An 18,601-nucleotide genomic window follows, 5' to 3' on the forward strand; every position below is an offset into this window, starting at 1 on the left:
CTTCGATCTCCGCTCTCCGCTCAGCGGTGGCGGTGGTCGTTGGGCGTCAGCCGGGGGCCGTAGCGGGGGGCGCGGGTGCCGATGGCGAGCAGCAGGCGGCAGATGCGGTAGCGGTGGGGCCGGTAGGGCTCCAGCAGGGCCAGCATCTGCGCGTCGTCGCTGCGGGGGCGACCGGCCAGCGCCCAGCCGACCAGGTTCGGCAGGTGGAAGTCGCCGACCGAGACGGCGTCCGGGTCGCCGTTGCTGCGCTGCAGGGTCTCGGCCGCCGTCCAGATCCCGATGCCCGGGACGGCCGTGAGCCGGGCGAAGGCCTCCTCGTGGCCCATCGCCGAGGCCTCCTCCAGCCGGGGCGCCAGCCGCACGGCCCGCATCACCGTCGCGGAACGCTTCGGGTCCACGCCCGCCCGGTGCCACTCCCAGCTCGGAACCATCGCCCACTCCCGGGCCGTCGGCGCCACCCACATGCCCGGGGCGGGGCCGGGCGCCGGGGTGCCGAAGTCCCGCAGCAGGGTGCGCCAGGCCCGGTAGGCCTCGTCGGTGGTGACCTTCTGCTCCAGGATCGCCGGGACGAGCGACTCCAGCACCAGACCGGTCCGGGTCAGGCGCACGCCCGCGGTCCGGCGCTGGGCGTCCCGCAGCGGGCCGGGCGGCAGCACCAGGGCCTCCGGCTCGTCCTCGGCGCCCAGCAGCACCGGGAGGCGGTCGAGCAGCCAGTCGGCGGCCGGGCCCCAGGCCCGCGCCTCGACCTCGCCGACCGCCGGGCGGGACAGCACCCGCAGGGTGCCGATGCCCGCCGGGGTGCGGGAGGCGCGCCAGACGGCGCCGTCACCCGTGGTCCGGTACGACGGGTCGGCGGGGCCCCGGCGCAGCGGCAGCAGGGTCCGGGCCGCGTCCAGCGGGAAGCCCGGCCGCCAACGCCGCACCGAGCCGCCGCCCGTACCGCCTGTCCCGCCCGTCACTGCCGTCGTCTCCGTGCCGCCGTCGTCCACCCTGGGATATGAACGATACGCGGCTGCCGGAGCTGCCCTCCCGGGGCGGGATCGCGGTGCGGGCGCCGGGGCCGGGGGTGGCCCGGCCGGAGGCCGTCGCGGGGGTGGTGCCGGACGGCGCGGAGGGGATCTGCGGGGAGGGGATCGGCCCCGGGTTCAACGCGGTGCGGACGGTGATCGCGGTGAACGCCGGGGCCGGGTGGTGGATCGCGCTGCTGCGGAACACTTCGGCGCGGCACGCCCTCCGGCCGGACCGGGGGACGGAGCCGACGGAGGAGGTGCGCGCCTCGGTGCGCAGGTGGGGCGCACGGGGCCGGCGCAGGAGCCGTCCGGCCGGCGGGGGTGAGGACGGGGCTCAGCGGCCCTGGAGGTGGGCGGCCCAGGAGCGGATGTCGCCGAGCCGGGTGTAGAGCGCGTCGCCCGGGCACTCGGTGGCGAAGGCGTCCCGGTGGCCGGAGATCGTGTCGAAGGACACGACCGTGCCCTTGGGGTAGCGGCTCTGCGAGGAGCCGGACGTCAGGTCGGTGTGGCCGGACGCGTCCTGGCCGGTCAGGCCGAGCTTCCAGGCCGCGATCTTGCTCACGCCGTCCACCAGCGGCTGCGGCGGGGTGTCGGAGGTGAAGGTCCCGAGCGCGGCGACGCCGGTCGAGTCGGTGTTGAAGCCGAGGGTGTGCGCGCCGAGGACGGGCTGGGCGACGCCGCCGGCCCGGCCCTCGTAGACGGTGCCGCAGCGGTCGACCAGGAAGTTGTAGCCGATGTCCCGCCAGCCGTTGCTCTGGACGTGGTACTGGTAGATCGCCCGGATCATCTGCGGTGCGTCACTGCACGCGTAGTCCGTGGCGGTGGCGGTGTGGTGGACGAAGACCGCCTTGACCGTCCCGGTGTAGACGAAGCCCGGCTCGCGCAGCGACTCGTCGGCGCCCCAGCCCGCCCGGGTGACGATGCCCGGGCGCGGCGCCTCGTGGTCGGCCGCCTCCCGGTGGGTCGCCGTTTCGCCCGGCAGGGTGCGCGGGGCGGAGGCCGGCGCGGAGGCGCCCTTGCCCGGGTCGACCAGTTCCGCGCGCAGCCCGGCGGGCAGCCCCTGCGGCCCGGGGGTGACCTCGATGGCCACGCCGTTGCTGGGACCGGTCCACAGCGGTGCCGTGGAGCCGCGGATGCCGGACCGGCCGTCCCGCTCGTCGGGGGCGTCCTCGCCCTCGACGTCCAGTCGGCGCCAGTCGCCCCAGGTGCCGGTGGCGAGGCTGCGGGTGCGGACCCGGATCGAGGCGCCGACGAGGGACTGCCGGGGGTCGTCCCAGCTCACCCCGACGAGCGAGAAGGGCTTGGTGGCGCGCTGGGTGACGCTGTGTTCGGCGGAGGCCAGCGACAGGCTCGTCACGGTGCCGCCGCCCGCGGAGGTCTGTTCGGTCGGCACCGGCTCCGCGACGGCGGCCGGGGCGAGGGTCGGGGGGAGGAGCAGGGCGGCGACGCAGCTCGCGGCGGCACCGACCAGAAGTGAGATACGCATAAAACGGATATTGGACGCAAATCTCCTCTGACGTCACATCGGCTTGCGCCGCTCGCGTGCGCCGCCCGGCGCCCCTCCCGGCCTCCCACCCGAAGGCCGTAGGCTGGGGCGCACCATGACTGCGCCATTCGCTGCCGATGCCCGCACCCCCGTCGAGCTGCTGCACGCATACCTGCGCGGCGGCACCCCTTCGGTCGATCCCGCGGCCCCGCTGGTCACCTTCTACGACGACGCCACCGGCGAACGGGTGGAGCTGTCCGCCCGGACCTTCGACAACTGGGTCGCCAAGACCGCCAACCTCCTCCAGGACGAACTCAACGCCGGTCCGGGTGACCGCGCCGCGCTCCTGCTGCCCGCCCACTGGCAGAGCGCCGTCTGGCTGCTGGCCTGCTGGTCGGTCGGCGTGACGGCGGTGCCGGCCGGGGACCCGGCCACCGCCGACCTGGTGGTGAGCGGCCCGGACGGCCTGGAGGCCGCCCACGCCTGCGAGGGCGAGCGCGTCGCGCTCGCGCTGCGCCCGCTCGGCGGCCGCTTCCCGCAGCGCCCGGACGGCTTCCTCGACTACGCCGCCGAGGTGCCCGGCCAGGGCGACCGCTTCGCGCCGTACTCCCCGGTGCCGCCGGACGGGCCGTCGCTGGAGACCACGGTGGACGGGCTGCCGCTGAAGCTGACCGGCGAGCAGACCGTCGCGCTGGCCCGGGAGGGTGCCGCGCGCCTCGGGCTGGAACCCGGCGGGCGGGTCCTGTCCACGCTGTCCTATGACGACTGGTCGGGTCTGGAGGCCGGCCTGCTGGCCCCGTTGGCGGCCGGCGCCTCGGTGGTGCTGTGCCGCAACTCCGAGGGTCTGAGCGCCGACCAGTGGGAGAAGCGGGTCGAATCCGAACGGGTGACACTGCGCCTCGGCTGACCCCCGGCGACGGCCCGGCGGGTAGGGATCCCTGCCATGGCCGAGGACGACACCGAGCACCCCCCGACCGACGACGCTCCCCCGACGGACGCTTCTCCGGGCGGGCCGGAACGCCCGCGCAGGCGCCGGCGGTGGCTGATGATCACCGCCGGCGTCGTCGCGTTCCTGGTGGTCGCCACCGGGGTGCTGCTGTACGTCGCCTACCGCAAGCTCGACGGCAACATCCGGACCGACTCGGCCACCGACAAGCTGCTGGCCGAGCTGGAGGCGGAGCGCCCGAGTCGCACGGCCGGCGCCAAGGACGCCCGGAACATCCTGCTGATCGGCAGTGACGACCGCTCCGGCGCCAACTCGACCTACGGCGGCCAGGCCGGCACCCAGCGCTCGGACACCACGATCCTGCTGCACGTCGCCGCCGACCGGAAGCACGCGACGGCGGTCTCCGTCCCGCGCGACGTCATGGTCACCGTGCCCGCCTGCGAGAAGGCGGACGGCAGTCGCAGCAAGCCGGCGGTGATGCAGTTCAACTGGGCCTTCGAACTGGGCGGTCCGGCCTGCTCCATCCGCACCGTCGAGCAGTTGAGCGGCATCCGGATCGACCACTACCTGATCCTCGACTTCCACGGCTTCAAGACGATGGTGGACGCGATCGGCGGCGTCGAGGTGTGCGTGGCGCAGCCGATCCACGACAAGGACGCCAAGCTGGACCTGCCGGCCGGCCGCCAGGTGCTGCACGGCGAGCAGGCCCTCGGCTACGTCCGGGCCAGGGAGAGCCTGGGCGACGGCAGCGACACCCAGCGGATGGGCCGTCAGCAGCAGTTCCTGGCCTCGCTGATCCACAAGGTGCAGTCGCAGGGGGTGCTGCTGAACCCGGCGAAGCTGTGGCCGGTGCTGGACGCGGCCACCTCCTCGATCCAGGCGGACGCCGGCCTGTCCTCGCTCGGCGCGCTGTACGACCTGACCCAGGACCTGCGCGGCATCCCGTCGCCGGACGTGGCGTTCCTGACCGCGCCGCGCCGCCCGTACCACTACGACTCGGACCGGGACGAGTTCGTGCAGCCGCAGACCACCCAGCTGTTCACCGCGCTGCGGGACGACCGGCCGATCACCGTCCGGCCGCCCGGCCCGACGCCCACCGCGGGGGCCAGCCCGTCCGCCGGCGTCGAGGCCGGCCCGGCGACCGCCGGCGCGGGGTCGGACCGGGTGGCGCCGTCACCCTCCGCGAGCGGCTCGCCCACCTTCGAGGGACGGACGGCCGAGGTGGACCCCTGCGCCCCGCACTGATCCCGGCGACGCCGCAGGTCGGCGCCGCCGAGGCGGGAAGCGGTCGGAATTGCCGGACCGGATCCCGACTTTGCCGATCCCTTGCCAGTGCATGACGGAAGTCACAACCGGAACGATTCCCCCGTTCGGCTCGTCTAGTGTGTCCGGATCGGCCCGTCGGAGCGGGCGGGCCGGAGCCGTGACCGGTCCGAAGATAGGGAAACCCCGTGTACGAGGAGCAACCGGAAACCGGTCAGTACCGGGTGGACCGGGGCGCCGGGATCCCCAAGCAGCGCCCGTCCGACGGCGATGCGGCGGCCGGGCCGGCCCCGGCCGGGGAGGGCCGCCGGGACACCCGGCGACGGGCGGCCGCCGCCGCCAGGCGCAGGCGGCGGCGCCGGATAGTCAAGTGGACGGCCGGCACCGGCGCGCTGGTGATGGCCGCGGGCTGCGGCGGGGCCTACTACCTGTACCAGCACTTCAACAGCAACCTGACCTCGGTCAAGGTCCAGCTGGGCGACGAGGCCGAGCGGCCGCAGGCCGCCGGGGCCGCGCTGAACATCCTGGTGATCGGCACCGACAGCCGGGCGGGCCTCGGGCGCGCGTACGGCGACGAGGGCAGCACCGGGCACGCCGACACCACCCTGCTGTTCCACATCGCCAAGGACCGCTCCAACGCGACGGTGGTCAGCATCCCGCGCGACCTGATGGTGCCGATCCCGGAGTGCCAGAGCGACAAGGGCAGGAAGATCCCCGGCTCGGCGCGGGACATGTTCAACACGAGCCTCGGCCAGGAGGGGCGCGACGCGGGCTGCACCTGGAAGACCGTCGAGAAGATGACCGGGATCCGGGTCGACCACTTCGTGCAGGTCAACTTCGAGGCGGTGAAGACCCTCTCCACCGCCGTCGGCGGGGTGGAGGTCTGCGCGGCCAAGGACATCGACGACAAGGACTCGCACCTGAAGATGTCCAAGGGCCGGCACGTCGTCCAGGGCGAGGAGGCGCTGGCCTTCGTCCGCACCCGGCACGCCGTCGGCTTCGGCGGGGACCTCACCCGCATCCCGCTCCAGCAGCAGTTCATCAGCGCGATGATCCGCAAGATCAAGAGCGACGACACCCTGACCAGCCCGACCAAGCTCTACAAGCTCGCCGACGCCGCCACCAAGGCCCTGACCGTCGACTCCGCCATCGGCAGCGTGGAGAAGCTGAAGGACCTGGCCCAGGACATCAGCAAGGTGGACACCATGAACATCACCTTCACCACCGTGCCCGTCCTGGACGACCCGGCGGACCCGGACCGGCTGGTCCTCAAGCAGCCCGACGCCGGACAGGTCTTCTCGATGATCGCGGGCGACCGCTCGCTGACCGCGACGACCGCGGCGCCCGCCACCGGTGCGCCCGCCCCGGCCGGATCCGCGCCGGCCACGTCGGCCGCGCCGGCCGCGCCGCAGACCGGCGCTGCCTCCGCTCCGCCGGTGGACGCCAAGGACGTGCCGGTGTCGGTGCGCAACGGCAGCGGGACGCGCGGGCAGTCCGGTCCCACGGTGGAGAAGCTGAAGGCCAAGGGCTTCGCCCGGGCCGCGGTGGCCTCCGACGCGCCGGTCACCGCCGGCACCACGGTGGCCTACCCCGCCGGCCAGGAGGCCGCGGCCACCGCGCTGGCCACCGCCCTCGGGCTGCCCGCCGACGCCGTCCGGCCGAACCCGAAGGCGGGGGCGAAGGACCCGCTGCTGCTGGTGCTCGGCAAGGACGTCCTCGCGGCGCCCTCGCAGGCGCCGACGGAGGCCCCGAAGGACCTCCAGCGGGTGCAGGCGGACGACGCCGACGTCTGCGCCAAGTAGTCCGGCCGCGAAGGCGGCGGGCCGGCCCGCCCGGGGAGGGCGTCACCCCGTCGCGGCGCCGCCGGTCAACTCGCTCGGGAGAGCACGTCCCCGGAGGACGGGCTGACGCTCCGCATCACCCGGCGGGCCAGCGAGCGGGGCGAGGTGATGAAGCCGAAGCCCCAACTCAGGTGCATGGTCACGAGTGCCACCGGCAGCAGCGCCTTGGCCCGGAGGGACAGCCCGCGCCCCTCGACCACCGCGCCGCCCAGGATCCCCAGCAGGTAGGCGCCGGGCACCGCGAGGAAGGCCGGGTGGACGGCGGCGCCGAGCACCAGCCCGAGGACGACCGCGAGCAGCGCGGACGGCGGGGCGAGGTAGCGCAGGTTGACCGAGCCGCGGTGGTAGCGGGTCACCACCCGGCGCCAACGGCCGTAGTCCTTGTACTGCTTGGCGAGCGCCCGGACCGACGGCCGGGGCCGGTAGGTCACCTTGAGCTGCGGGGTGAACCAGACCAGCCCGCCGTCCTGGCGGATCCGGTAGTTGAGCTCCCAGTCCTGGGCGCGGATGAACTCCTCGTTGTAGCCGCCGAGCTTCTCCAGCACCTCCCGCCGGAACACGCCGAGGTAGACGGTGTCCGCCGGGCCGGCCAAGCCGCCGGTGTGGAAGGCCGCGTTGCCGACACCGATCTTGGAGGTCATCGCGGCCGCGACCGCGTTCTCCCACTCGGTCTCGCCCTCGGCGTGCATGATGCCGCCGACGTTCGCCGCGTCCATCTCGCCCAGCAGCCGGACCGCCGTGGCGATGTAGCCGGGGGTGAGCAGGCCGTGCCCGTCCACCCGCACCACTATCGGGTGCTGCGAGCCGCGGATGGCGGCGTTCAGTCCCGCAGGGGTCCGGCCGGTGGGGTTCTCCACCGTGCGCACCCGCGGATCCTCGGCGACCAGCTCGGCCGCGATCTCGGCGGTGCGGTCGGTGGAGGGGCCGAGGGCGATCACCACTTCCATCGGCCCCGGATACTCCTGGTCCAGGATGCGCCGGACGGCCGTGCGCAGGTGACGTTCCTCGTTGAGCACCGGCATGATCACGGAAACAGCCGGCAGCTCCTCAGCAGCCTTGGTGTTCATCGGGGCCAACCGTACCGGTGCCGACGCGTCTCCGTCTTGTCCCGGTCTGGGCGGCTCCGGGTGCCCCGAAGGGCGGTACCGGCGCTGTGATCACGCACACCGTACCGCTCCGGCCGCCCGCTCCCGAATCGGGGTGGGAACGGTGCAGGTTCGGGGCGGGTTCGGGGCGATCGGTGAACGCGGGAGGACCGCGGAGCCCGCGCCGTCCGCCCTCCCGGCCACCGTCCGTGCCGCGGGGGCCGGGCGCTCTCGCGCGCCCGGCCCCCGCCCCCCGTTTCCCCCGTTCCCCCGTGCTCCCGGCCCCCGTTCCGGGAGATCTGGACCCGGCGTCCCCCGCCGCCGGGTCAGTCCGTCGCGATGGCCGCGAGGACGTTCATCCGCCCGGCCCGGAAGGCCGGGACGAGTGCGGCGATCAGCCCGATCACCACCGAGGCGACCAGCGTCACCGCGACCGTGCCGGTCGGGACGGACAGCGTCCCGAGGCCCTGGTCCCGCAGCACCCGCTGGGCGGTGACGCCCCAGGCCAGGCCCAGCCCGGTGCCGAGCACCGCGCCGAAGACCGCGATCACCACGGACTCCAGCCGGATCATCCGGCGCAGCTGGCGGCGGGAGAGCCCGATCGCCCGCAGCAGGCCGATCTCGCGGGTCCGCTCGACCACCGACAGCGCCAGGGTGTTGACCACGCCGAGCACCGCGACGGTGATCGACAGGCCGACCAGTCCGTAGATCAGGTAGAGCAGGGTGTCGACCTGGGACTGCACCAGCTTCTTGTAGCCGGCCTGGTCCTTGACGGTCAGCTGCGGGTACTGCTCGAGCGCGTGCTCCAGGGCGGTCAGCGTCCTGGTGACGTCGGCGCCGGAGGAGGCCTTGGCGAAGAAGGTCCGGACGGCCGGCTGCTCGGCGGCCGGGACGGCCTCGGCCATGGTGTCCAGGCCGACGAAGGAGCCGTCGCCGAGCAGGCCGCCCTTCCGGAAGACCACGCCCACCGGCAGCGTCTGGGTGCGGCCCCTGCCGTAGTCGACGGTGAGCCGGTCGCCGACCTTCAGGCCGTGGTCCGCGGCGAAGGCCTCGCCGATCCCGAGCGAGCCGTGCCCGACCGAGTCCGGCGTCCCGGAGCTGACCGCGGGGTGGAAGTCGGTGCCGAAGAAGGTGCCCGGCACGGCGGTCAGGTCCGTCCTGGTGCTCTGCCCGTCGGGCAGCCGGACCTTCAGGTGTCCGAAGTCCTTCTGGGTGGTGACGTGGTCGATGCCCGGGGTCCGCCGCACCGCGTCCGTCATCTCCGGGGTGACCCCGGTCGGGCCGCCCGCGATGATGTAGTCCACGCCGACCGACGCGTCGATCTGCTCGCCGGCCGAGGTGACGGCCGAGGAGCTGAAGACCGAGGAGCCGATCACCAGGGCCAGGCCGATCATCAGCGCGGCGGCGGTGGCGCCGGTGCGGCGCGGGTTGCGCATCGCGTTGCGCTGGGCGAGCGTGCCGGAGGGACCGAAGAGGGCGGGGAGCAAGGCCCCGAGCACCCTGACGAGCACGGTGGCCAGCAGCGGGCCGAGCACCACGGAACCGATCAGGGTGAGCACCACGCCGAGGCCCAGGTACCGGCCGCCGGTGGCCGCCTTCTCCGCCGTCCCCGCGAGGACCAGCAGGGCGGCGCCACCGCCGGTCAGCAGCAGGCCGAGGACCGAACGGACGGTGTTGGAACGGGCCTCGGCCGGGGTGCCGTGCTCGCGCAACGCGGCCATCGGCGCGATCCGGCCGGCCCGGCGGGCCGGGATCCAGGCCGCGACGACGGTGATCAGGACGCCCACCGCGTAGCCCGCGACGAACACGTCCGGTCCGATCTCCAGGTCGCCCGCGTCGAGGTCCATGCCGATCGCGTTCATCAGCTTGATCAGACCGACCGCGACGCCCAGGCCGGCCGCCACCCCGAGGGTCGAGCCGAGCACGCCCAGGATCAGCGCCTCGACCAGCACCGAGCCGTTCACCTGCCGTCGGCTGCCGCCGATGGCGCGCAGCAGGCCGATCTCGCGGGTGCGCTGGGCGACCAGCATCGAGAAGGTGTTGATGATCAGGAACCCGCCGACGACCAGCGAGATGCCGGCGAAGCCGAGCATCGCGTACGTCAGGAAGCCCAGGCCGTCGCCGATCGCCTTGGTGTTCTCGTCCTTCTGCTCGGCCGCGGTCTTGACCTGGTAGCCGCTGCCGACCGCGGCCAGGGCGTCCGCCTTGAGCCGGTCGTCGCTGCGGCTGCCGTCGCCGAAGGCCTCGACGGAGGTGTACGCCGGCTCGCCGAGCAGCACCTGCTGGGCGGTCGGGGTGTCCAGGAAGGCCAGCGCCGCGCCCGGGTTGGTGGTGGTGAAGGTGGCGATGCCGACGATCGTGTACGGGTGCTGCCCGGCGGCGTTGTCGACCCGGATGCGGTCGCCGAGGCGGAGTCCGGCCTTCCTGGCGGTGTCCGCGTCCAGGACCAGGTCGGCGGAGGACTGCGGGACGTGCCCGGAGGTGATCCGGACCGGGTTGCGCGGGGTGTCGGTCCAGTTGCCGACCAGGGTGGGCGCGCCGGTGGTCGGGCCGACCAGCTTGTTGGTGGCCGGGTCGACCAGGATCGCGTCGCCGACCATGACCTGGCCGACGGCCGTCCTCACGCCGGGCACCGCGGCGACCCGCCCGGGGAGCGAGGCCGGGACGGTCGGGGGCTTGCCGGCGGCCGGCCGGTCCTCGTCGTCGGCCGGCTTGGGCGGCTGGACCGAGATGTCCGAGGCGGTCGCGGCGAACAGCTTGGAGAAGGTGCTGGTGGCGGTGTCGGAGAACACCAGGGTGCCGGACACGAAGGCGACCGACAGCACGACGGCGACGAGCGAGAGCGCCATCCGGCCCTTGTGGGCGAGGAAGCTCCGCAGCGAGGTCTTGAGCAGCATGGTGAGGTCGTCCCGCCGCTCAGCTGGTGCGCTTGCCGTCGAAACGGCGCATGCGTTCGAGGACGGAGTCGGCGGTGGGGGCGTGCATCTCGTCGACGATCACGCCGTCGGCGAGGAAGAGCACGCGGTCCGCGTAGCCGGCGGCGACCGGGTCGTGGGTGACCATGACCATGGTCTGGCCCAGTTCGTCCACCGAGCGGCGCAGGAAGGTCAGCACCTCGGCACCGGCCCGGGAGTCCAGGTTCCCGGTGGGCTCGTCGCCGAAGATGATCTCGGGGCGGGCGGCCAGCGCCCGGGCCACCGCGACGCGCTGCTGCTGGCCGCCGGAGAGCTGGGCGGGCCGGTGCTTGAGCCGGCCGGCCAGGCCGACGGTCTCCACCACCTGGTCCAGCCAGGCCCGGTCGGGTCTGCGGCCGGCGATGTCCATCGGCAGCGTGATGTTCTCCAGCGCGTTCAGGGTCGGCAGCAGGTTGAACGCCTGGAAGATGAAACCGATCTTGTCGCGGCGCAGCCTGGTCAGCTGCTTGTCCCTGAGGCCGGTGATCTCGGTGTCCCCGATCAGGATCCGGCCGCTGCTGACCGTGTCCAGGCCGGCCAGGCAGTGCATCAGGGTCGACTTGCCGGAGCCGGACGGGCCCATGATCGCGGTGAAGCGGCCGCGCTGGACGTCCACGTCGACCGCGTCCAGCGCGGTCACCTTGGTCTCCCCCGAGCCGTACGCCTTGGTGACCTGACGGGCCGACGCGGCGACGGCGGACGCGCCGCCGGGAAGCTGGGGATCGTACACGGCTGCTGCCGTCGTCACTGGATTCTCCTAGGAAGTGGGCCCACCCGTCGCCTCCACCCTCCCGGCGCAACCGGGCCGCGGACCCGGCGGAACCGGGCCGCGTTCAGGCGGGTGGGGACGTGGGATCCACGGTAGGAGCCGGCTGCGGGCCGCTCGTCCTCCGTCGGAATGAAGCGGTGCAACCAAGGATCTACGGGCTGCGGAGCCCCCTCCCCCTAAGGGGGCGCCGCGACCGTCTCGGGGACGCCCCGTACGGGGCCGCGTCGGCCGGGTTCAGCCGGTCAGCGCGGGTGCGGCCAGCCGCTCCAGGGCGTCGGCGAAGCCCGCCACGACGGGGGCCAGCAGGGCGTCCGTCCCGTGGTCGACCAGGGTCGTGCCGTCCGGTCCGGCGGTGATGTGGCGGTCGAGCACGAACCAGCCCTGGGTGATGTGGCCGGCGCCCATCGAGCTGAGCACCGGGCGCAGCGCGTAGTCCACCGCGAGGACGTGGGCGGGCGAGCCGCCGGTGGCGAGCGGCAGGACGGCCTTGCCGGTCAGCGCGTACTGCGGGAGCACGTCCAGCAGGGCCTTCAGCAGGCCCGAGTAGGCGGCCTTGTAGACGGGGGTGCCGATCACCACGCCGTCGGCGCGGGCGAACAGCTCGGCGACGGCGACGATCGCGGGGTGGTCGAAGTCACCGGACAGCAGCGCGTGCGCGGGCAGGCTGCGGGCCTCGAAGGGGACGACGTGGTGGCCGCGGTCGGTGAGGTGGGCGTCGACGTGGCGCAGCAGGCGGGTGGTGCGGGAGGTGGCGGACGGGGAGCCGGAAACGGACAGGACGGTGGCCATGGTTCACCTCTGGCTGGAAGGCGGGCTGCGGCTCTGCGGAACGGCGCCGCGGCGGGCAGGGCGCCGCGGGTCGGTGCTCGGGAGGAGTCGGTGCTCGGGAGGAGTCGGTGCTCGGGCGAGCCGGTGCTCGGGCGAGCCGGTGCTCGGGCGAGCCGGGGATCGTCGTGCTCGGGCGAGCCGGTGCTCGGGACGAACCGGTGCTCGCAGAAGGGGGCGTCCCGACGGACGCGGGGCGCGGGCGTCAGCCGCGACAGAGCGAGCAGGCCACCCCACGCCGCAGGTCGACGTGCCGCCGACGCGTGAGTGCCCAACGCTGGTCCATGCCCGAAATGCAAACACGCTGCGTTCGAGGCGGTCAAGAATCGTTTCGGCAGTCGGAACGCCGGTGACGGGACGTTTCAGCGGAACGATCCGGTACGTGCATCAAAACTGCTACAAGAGGCCTGGTGAGGCCCCCGGGGGGAGTCAGCGCGAGCGGGGTCGGGCATCCTCGACGGCATGAACACGTGGCAGGAGGGCCGCCCGGGCGGCGGTGGGAACCCGTACGGCGGCAACGGCGGAGGCGGGGCGGCGGCCGAGCCGCCGCTGCCGGCCTCGCTGAACCCTCGCGGGCCGGGCGCGCCCGCGCCGCGGCAGCCGGCACCGCCGTCGGCACCCTCGGCGCCGTACGCCGGTGTTCCGCCGCAGGGCGCGCCCGCCGGCCCCGGACGGCCCGGCGGTCCCGGCGGTCCCGGCGGTCCGGGTCGGCCCGGTGGCCCGGGCGGCCCCGGCGACGCGGCCGGAGCACGTCCGGCCTCCCCGCGGGCCGGGCGCTGGCCGACGCGCCGGATCGTCAAGTGGTCGGTCTTCGGGCTGCTGATCGCCGTCATGGTGACCGCCGTCTCCACCTACTTCTGGGCGGACTCCAAGCTCAACCACGAGAACGTGCTCGCCGACTACCCCGGCCGCCCGGCGGCCGGCAAGGGCACCAACTGGCTGATCGTCGGCTCCGACAGCCGCCAGGGCCTCACCGACTCCCAGCAGGACGACCTGCACACCGGGCACGACACCGAGGGCAAGCGCAGCGACTCGATGATGATCCTGCACGTCGGGGACAACGGGAACACCCTGATGAGCATCCCGCGCGACTCCTGGGTGCCGATCCCCGAGCACGCGGGCAGCAACGGGAAGCCCGTCAAGGCCACCACCGCGAAGATCAACTCGGCCTTCGGCAACGGCGGCGGCCGCCTGCTCGTGCAGACCGTCGAGCAGAACACCGGCATCCGCATCGACCACTACGCCGAGATCGGCTTCGCCGGCTTCGTGGGCATCGTCGACTCCATCGGCGGCGTCGAGATGCACATCGACCAGGACGTCAAGGACAAGGACTCCGGCCTCGACCTCAAGGCCGGCGACCAGACCCTCAACGGCAAGCAGGCCCTGGCCTTCGTCCGCCAGCGCCACCAGATGGCCGACCAGGACCTCGGCCGGATGCGCAACCAGCAGAAGTTCCTGGGCGCCCTGGCCCACCAGGCCGCCTCCCCGGGCACCCTGCTCGACCCGTTCACCTTCTACCCGCTGGTCGACTCGGCGCTCGGCACCCTGATCGTCGACGACGACTGCGGGCTGACCGACCTCGGCTCGCTCTTCCTCGCGATGAAGGACGTCAACGGCGGCGGCGGCAAGACCATGACCGTCCCGATCGGCAACCCGGACTTCCACACCAAGACCGGCGAGTCCGCGGTGCTCTGGGACACCACCAAGTCCAAGCAGGTCTTCGACGCGTTCAGGAACGACACGGCGGTGCCGGACTTCAAGTGACCGACGGCCCGGCCGGCGGCCACCGCCCCGGCCGTGGCCGACCGGGCGGCGACCGACCAGGCGGCCGCTGACCCGGCGGCCGCTGACCCCGCCGTCAGGCCGCGGGCGGGGTCGGCAGCCGGTCGAGCGTGATGCCGAAGTGCTCGCGGTACGCGGCCAGCGCCCCGGCGTCGGTGAGCTGCTCCTCGGTGCGGGTGCCGTCGGGGGAGGTCCGGATCAGCCGGGTGCCGCTGAGGGTGGTCCGTCCGCCGTCCGGGGCGAGCATCGAGCAGGTGGTCGACCGGGTGAAGTGCGACTGCGGCGAGGTGGTCTGCCACCAGCAGGTCGGCCCGAAGTCGGCGAGCGGGTACGGGCGGGGGTCGAGCCGGTACTGCGGCACGCCGTCCAGCCGTACGTCCAGCTCGCCGTGGTCGCCGTACGGGACGAGCGCGACGGTGCCGAGCGGGTCGGCCTGGGCGGCGCGCTCGTCGAGGCGCAGCGGGCGCAGGGCGAAGCGGCCGAACCCCACGTCGACCAGCCAGGGCTCGGCCAGGTCCACCCGCAGCGCCAGGTGGTCGAACGGCGGGCCGGGCCGCTCCCCGTCGAAGACCCGGGCGGCCAGCAGGCTCACCCGGTAGCCCAGCGATCGCAGCAACGAGGCGAAGGCGCCGTTGAGTTCGTAGCAGAAGCCACCGCGCCGCCGGTCCACCAGCTTGGCCACCAGGGCGGCCGGCTCCAGCACCACCGGCTCGCCGAGGTGGATGCTCAGGTTCTCGAACGGGACCGTCCGCAGGTGGGCCGCCTGCAGCCGCGCCAGGCCCCCCACCGAGGGCGGCCCGGGCTCCGCCACCCCGATCCGCTCCAGGTACGCCGCCCGTACCGCCGGTGTCAGCCCGTCGTGCGCCTGCTTCTCGTCCATCCGCCCATTCCACCCGGGCGGCGGTGATTCGGCCATCGGTCTTTCGACCGAGGTCCTGTCCGGCCGGGCAGCGGACCGGCCGGTACCTGGGTACGGCGCACGCAGTGGGAACACCACCGCCCCGGAGCGGGAGGCCGGCAGGTCCGGCTCCCCGCTCCGGGGCGGTGGTTCGGGGCGGCGGTTCGTCACCGGGCCCGGAGGGTGGTGACTACTCGACCACGCCGGACTTGGCGATGGTGATCTTGGCCGAGGTGCGGCCGCTCTGCGAGCCGAGGCTCTCGATCTTCTTCACGAGGTCCATGCCCTCGACGACCTCGCCGAAGACGACGTGCTTGCCGTCCAGCCAGTCGGTGACGATGGTGGTGATGAAGAACTGCGAGCCGTTGGTGTTGCGGCCGGCGTTGGCCATCGAGAGCAGGCCCGGGCGGTCGTGCTTCAGCTCGAAGTTCTCGTCCGCGAACTTCTCGCCGTAGATGCTCTTGCCACCGGTGCCGTTGTGGTTGGTGAAGTCACCGCCCTGCAGCATGAAGGCGGGGATCACGCGGTGGAAGCCGGAGCCCTCGTAGCCGAAGCCGTTCTGGCCGGTGGCCAGCTCGCGGAAGTTGCGGGCGGTCTTCGGGACGACGTCGTCGAACAGCTTGAAGACGATACGGCCGGCCGGCTCGTCGTTGATGGTGATGTCGAAGAAAACGTTGGAACCCATGCAGGGATCATGGCACGAGCGGCAGGGCGCCGCGCGCCGCCCCCTCGGAGCCGGAGGTCGGGGCGGCGTGTTATCCGGGAATCGGGCACCCGCGGCGGGCGCTTGAACGAAGGCTTCGACGAAGAGTTCGACGCAGACGTCGACGCACGCGGGAACCGGCGCTTCGGCGGGACACGGGGGATGACGGGGTGGGCGGCATGCGGATCGGGGAACTGGCCCGGCGGACGGGCGTGAGCGAGCGCTCGCTGCGGTACTACGAGCAGCAGGGCCTGCTGCTCGCCCACCGCACACCGGGCGGCCACCGGGAGTACCCGGAGGCGGCCGTGGACCGGGTGGTCCACATCCAGGAACTGTTCGCGGCCGGCCTGAACAGCCGCACCATCCAGAAGCTGCTGCCCTGCATGCGGGACGCCGACGGCGGGCCGAACGAGGTCGCCACGCCCCGACTGGTCGAGGAGCTGACGGCGCAGCGCGAGCGGATCGACCGGATGATCGCCGACCTGCTGCGCTCGCGGGACGTGCTGGACGAGGTGATCGCCGGCGCCTCGGGCCGCGCGAAGGCCGCATCGGAGGCGACATCGGAGGCGGAGGCGGCGGCTGAGGCGGCAGAGGCCGCGTAGCGCCTCCGCGCCCGGGCGGGTGGGGGTCAGGCCTTCAGCTTGCGCCAGACCCGCTCCAGGGCCTCGATGTCCGCCCGGTCCAGCCGCTCGGTGAAGACCGGCGCGAGGACGGCCCGCCGGGTGGCGTCGGCCTCGGCGAAGAGGGCGCGGCCCTGCTCGGTCAGCTCGATCTGCACCGAGCGCGCGTCCGAGGCGGAGGGCGCGCGGGAGACGAGTCCGCGCCCGGCCAGGGCGTCCACGACCCGGGAGACCTGGCTGCGGCTGAGCATCGTCTTGGCACCGAGGTCGGAGGCGGCCACCGGCCCGGGTTGGCGGTTCAGCCAGAGCATCACCTCGAACCAGGAGAGCGGCAGCCCGTGCACCCGGGCGAGTTCCCGGTCGACCCGGGCGGCGAGCGTGGTCCCTGCCCAGACCAGGCCGTAGAAGGCGTGGTCCTGCTCCGACAGCGGGCCCAGGGTGAGATCGGCACGGTCCATGGCGTTCATCGTACCGAGGTTGCGTGCGTGTGCACACAGTATCGGCGGGGCGCCCCGGCCGCCCGCACCGACGGCCCGGGGAATGCCAGTAGCATCAGCCTCCAATCACCGTGAGGGGGGCGGGACATGGGGCGGATCGGGGTCTACCTGGCACATCCGCGGCCGGGCAGCTTCAACCACGCGCTGTACCAGGCCGTGGTCGACGAGCTGCGCGGGCGCGGCTGCGAGGTCCGCGCGCACGACCTGTACGCCGACGGATTCGCGCCGCTGCTCACCGCCGAGGAGACCGGCACGGTGGCCGACGCCGGGGCCACCGCCGACTCCGGACTGGCCCTGCACCGCGCCGAGGTGGCCACCCTGGACGCGCTGGTGCTGATCCACCCGAACTGGTGGGGCATGCCGCCCGCCGTGCTGACCGGCTGGGTGCAGCGGGTGCTGGCCCCCGGCGTCGCGTACAAGCTCGGCACCGCCGACGGCGAGCCGACCGGACTGCTGCGGGCCGGCCGGGCCCTGGTGCTGAACACCTCGGACACCCCCGAGGCCCGGGAGCGCGAGGAGTTCGGCGACCCGCTGGAGCGGATCTGGACGGCCTGCGTGCTGCCGTACGTCGGGGTCGCCGACGTACGGCGGACGGTGTTCCGCACCGTCACCGACGCCCCCGCCGCCCAGCGCGCCGCATGGCTGCGGCAGGCGCGCGAGCAGGCGGCCGCGCTGCTCGACTGAGGCGTGCGGGCAGGCGGCCGCGCCGCTCGGCCGAGGCGCACGGGCAGGCCGCCGCGCTGCTCGGCCGAGCGCACGGGAAGGCGGGTCGCCACGCAGCCGGGGCGCGCCCCGGGCGCCCTCAGGCGCCGGGCGGGAAGTCGGTGCCGCGGCCGACCGCCGCCCAGTCCTCGGCCTCGGTGCGCGCGGCGTCCAGGTGGCCGAGGACCGCCTCCACGGCGTCGCTACCGAGCGCGAGCCGCAGCGGGGTCCGCTCGGCGTCCAGGGCGGCCAGGATCGCCTCGGCGGCCCTCGCCGGGTCGCCCGGCTGCTTGCCGTCGGAGTCCGGCAGGCCGGTGCGGACCGGCCCGACCACCGGCTCGTACGCGGCGATCGGGGTGGTGTGGGCGAGCGCGCCGCCGCCCGCGAAGCCGGTCCGGAACGCGCCCGGCTCGACGATCAGCACCTTGATCCCGAAGCCCGCCACCTCCTGGGCCAGCGCCTCGGACAGCCCCTCCAGCGCGAACTTGGTGGCCGAGTAGGCGCCCACCCCGGGGAAGGAGAACCGCCCGCCCATGCTGCTCATCTGCACCACGGCGCCCGAGCCCTGGGCCCGCATGTGCGGCAGCACCGCCCGGGTGAGCGCGGCCGGGCCGAAGAAGTGCAGGTCCATGAGGTCCCGCAGCTCCCGGTCGGTGTACTCCTCGACGGCGCCGATCAGACCGCGCCCGGCGTTGTTCACCAGGACGTCGATCCGGCCGAACCGGGACAGCGCCTCCTCGACGACGGCGGGGATCCGCTCCTGGTCGGTGACGTCCAGCCGGACGGGCAGGACCCGCCCCGGGTGGGCGGCCTCCAGCCCGGCCAGCGCCTCGGGCCGGCGGGCGGCGGCGACCACGGTGTCGCCGGCGGCGACGGCGGCCTCCGCGATGGCCTGGCCGAAGCCCGAGTTGGCGCCGGTGATCAGCCAGATCCTGCCGGGGGTCTCCTGGGCGGCCATCCGCGTTCCTCCGTCGTCCACAGCACTGCAAGGAAGTTGACGATCATTTATACGATACGGCGATGTCCGGCCGCCGAGCAGCCCGGAACGCGGACGCCCCCGGACGACGAGCCGCGGCGGAACGCGGACGCCCCCGGCCGATCGGAATCGGCCGGGGGCGTGGCGGTTCGGAGCCGGTGGCGCCGTTACGGGAGGTTGCGGGCCATCACGATGCGCTGGACCTGGTTGGTGCCCTCGTAGATCTGGGTGATCTTCGCGTCCC

General features: G+C 73.9%; 18 protein-coding genes. 7 read left to right on the forward strand and 11 right to left on the reverse strand.

The genetic code is table 11. The features are described 5' to 3' along the window. Positions 1–20: 20 nt before the first annotated feature. Positions 21–959 carry a DNA-3-methyladenine glycosylase family protein gene (locus ACGF07_RS34060; RefSeq protein ID WP_392905274.1) on the reverse strand — a complete coding sequence of 313 codons (939 nt, stop codon included), beginning with the start codon at positions 957–959 and terminating at the stop codon, positions 21–23. A gap of 38 nt (positions 960–997) precedes the next feature. Between ACGF07_RS34060 and ACGF07_RS34065 the strand changes: the two genes are divergently transcribed. Then, complete coding sequence (locus ACGF07_RS34065) at positions 998–1,399, forward strand: hypothetical protein (RefSeq protein WP_392905276.1); 402 nt, start codon at positions 998–1,000, stop codon at positions 1,397–1,399. Here ACGF07_RS34065 and ACGF07_RS34070 read toward each other — a convergent pair. Beyond that, the gene (locus tag ACGF07_RS34070) at positions 1,345–2,496 is read right to left on the reverse strand and encodes a peptidoglycan recognition protein (protein ID WP_392905278.1); all 1,152 of its coding nucleotides are present in this window, start codon (positions 2,494–2,496) and stop codon (positions 1,345–1,347) included. The two genes, ACGF07_RS34065 and ACGF07_RS34070, sit on opposite strands and share 55 nt — an antisense overlap. 115 nt (positions 2,497–2,611) lie before the next feature. Here ACGF07_RS34070 and ACGF07_RS34075 point away from each other — a divergent pair, with 115 nt between their 5' ends. The 3 genes from ACGF07_RS34075 (at position 2,612) to ACGF07_RS34085 (ending at position 6,507) form a co-directional block, all read left to right on the forward strand. Then, positions 2,612–3,403 (forward strand): TIGR03089 family protein, encoded by a 792-nt coding sequence (locus ACGF07_RS34075; RefSeq protein WP_350746238.1) that lies wholly within the window; start codon positions 2,612–2,614, stop codon positions 3,401–3,403. A 36-nt stretch (positions 3,404–3,439) separates the two neighbouring features. After that, positions 3,440–4,687 carry an LCP family protein gene (locus tag ACGF07_RS34080; RefSeq protein ID WP_392905280.1) on the forward strand — a complete coding sequence of 416 codons (1,248 nt, stop codon included), beginning with the start codon at positions 3,440–3,442 and terminating at the stop codon, positions 4,685–4,687. Between the two features lie 206 nt (positions 4,688–4,893). Continuing rightward, complete coding sequence (locus ACGF07_RS34085; RefSeq protein ID WP_392905283.1) at positions 4,894–6,507, forward strand: LCP family protein; 1,614 nt, start codon at positions 4,894–4,896, stop codon at positions 6,505–6,507. 65 nt (positions 6,508–6,572) lie between these two features. Here the strand turns inward: ACGF07_RS34085 and ACGF07_RS34090 are convergent, their stop codons facing one another. The 4 genes from ACGF07_RS34090 to ssuE all read right to left on the reverse strand — a co-directional run bounded on the left by ACGF07_RS34090 (position 6,573) and on the right by ssuE (position 12,143). Continuing rightward, positions 6,573–7,613: a glycosyltransferase family 2 protein gene (locus ACGF07_RS34090; RefSeq protein WP_350750175.1), complete on the reverse strand. Its 1,041-nt coding sequence runs from the start codon at positions 7,611–7,613 to the stop codon at positions 6,573–6,575. A 344-nt stretch (positions 7,614–7,957) separates the two neighbouring features. After that, the gene (locus tag ACGF07_RS34095) at positions 7,958–10,528 is read right to left on the reverse strand and encodes an ABC transporter permease (protein ID WP_392905285.1); all 2,571 of its coding nucleotides are present in this window, start codon (positions 10,526–10,528) and stop codon (positions 7,958–7,960) included. 19 nt (positions 10,529–10,547) lie between these two features. Then, the gene (locus ACGF07_RS34100; protein ID WP_392905288.1) at positions 10,548–11,333 is read right to left on the reverse strand and encodes an ABC transporter ATP-binding protein; all 786 of its coding nucleotides are present in this window, start codon (positions 11,331–11,333) and stop codon (positions 10,548–10,550) included. A 255-nt stretch (positions 11,334–11,588) separates the two neighbouring features. Beyond that, positions 11,589–12,143: an NADPH-dependent FMN reductase gene (gene ssuE, locus ACGF07_RS34105; protein ID WP_350747491.1), complete on the reverse strand. Its 555-nt coding sequence runs from the start codon at positions 12,141–12,143 to the stop codon at positions 11,589–11,591. Between the two features lie 498 nt (positions 12,144–12,641). Here ssuE and ACGF07_RS34110 point away from each other — a divergent pair, with 498 nt between their 5' ends. Then, positions 12,642–13,943 (forward strand): LCP family protein, encoded by a 1,302-nt coding sequence (locus ACGF07_RS34110; RefSeq protein ID WP_350747494.1) that lies wholly within the window; start codon positions 12,642–12,644, stop codon positions 13,941–13,943. Positions 13,944–14,037: 94 nt separating this feature from the next. Here the strand turns inward: ACGF07_RS34110 and ACGF07_RS34115 are convergent, their stop codons facing one another. Together ACGF07_RS34115 and ACGF07_RS34120 are read right to left on the reverse strand one after the other, a co-directional pair. Then, positions 14,038–14,841 (reverse strand): arylamine N-acetyltransferase, encoded by an 804-nt coding sequence (locus tag ACGF07_RS34115; protein WP_392905291.1) that lies wholly within the window; start codon positions 14,839–14,841, stop codon positions 14,038–14,040. Between the two features lie 208 nt (positions 14,842–15,049). Then, the gene (locus ACGF07_RS34120) at positions 15,050–15,544 is read right to left on the reverse strand and encodes a peptidylprolyl isomerase (RefSeq protein WP_350747500.1); all 495 of its coding nucleotides are present in this window, start codon (positions 15,542–15,544) and stop codon (positions 15,050–15,052) included. Between the two features lie 197 nt (positions 15,545–15,741). Between ACGF07_RS34120 and ACGF07_RS34125 the strand changes: the two genes are divergently transcribed. Next, positions 15,742–16,164 (forward strand): MerR family transcriptional regulator, encoded by a 423-nt coding sequence (locus ACGF07_RS34125; protein WP_392905294.1) that lies wholly within the window; start codon positions 15,742–15,744, stop codon positions 16,162–16,164. 26 nt (positions 16,165–16,190) lie between these two features. Here the strand turns inward: ACGF07_RS34125 and ACGF07_RS34130 are convergent, their stop codons facing one another. Continuing rightward, complete coding sequence (locus tag ACGF07_RS34130) at positions 16,191–16,640, reverse strand: MarR family transcriptional regulator (protein ID WP_350747505.1); 450 nt, start codon at positions 16,638–16,640, stop codon at positions 16,191–16,193. A gap of 126 nt (positions 16,641–16,766) precedes the next feature. Between ACGF07_RS34130 and ACGF07_RS34135 the strand changes: the two genes are divergently transcribed. Next, a complete protein-coding gene (locus ACGF07_RS34135; protein ID WP_392905298.1) occupies positions 16,767–17,363 on the forward strand; it encodes an NAD(P)H-dependent oxidoreductase in 597 nt (198 codons plus the stop codon). A gap of 118 nt (positions 17,364–17,481) precedes the next feature. Here ACGF07_RS34135 and ACGF07_RS34140 read toward each other — a convergent pair whose 3' ends face one another. Continuing rightward, positions 17,482–18,339 (reverse strand): oxidoreductase, encoded by an 858-nt coding sequence (locus ACGF07_RS34140; protein WP_392905301.1) that lies wholly within the window; start codon positions 18,337–18,339, stop codon positions 17,482–17,484. A gap of 185 nt (positions 18,340–18,524) precedes the next feature. Further along, positions 18,525–18,601: acyl-CoA dehydrogenase family protein (locus tag ACGF07_RS34145; RefSeq protein ID WP_374214750.1), on the reverse strand; the 77-nt coding region annotated here is incomplete at its 5' end.

Source organism: Kitasatospora sp. NPDC048194, from assembly GCF_043202455.1.
Lineage (GTDB): Bacteria > Actinomycetota > Actinomycetes > Streptomycetales > Streptomycetaceae > Kitasatospora.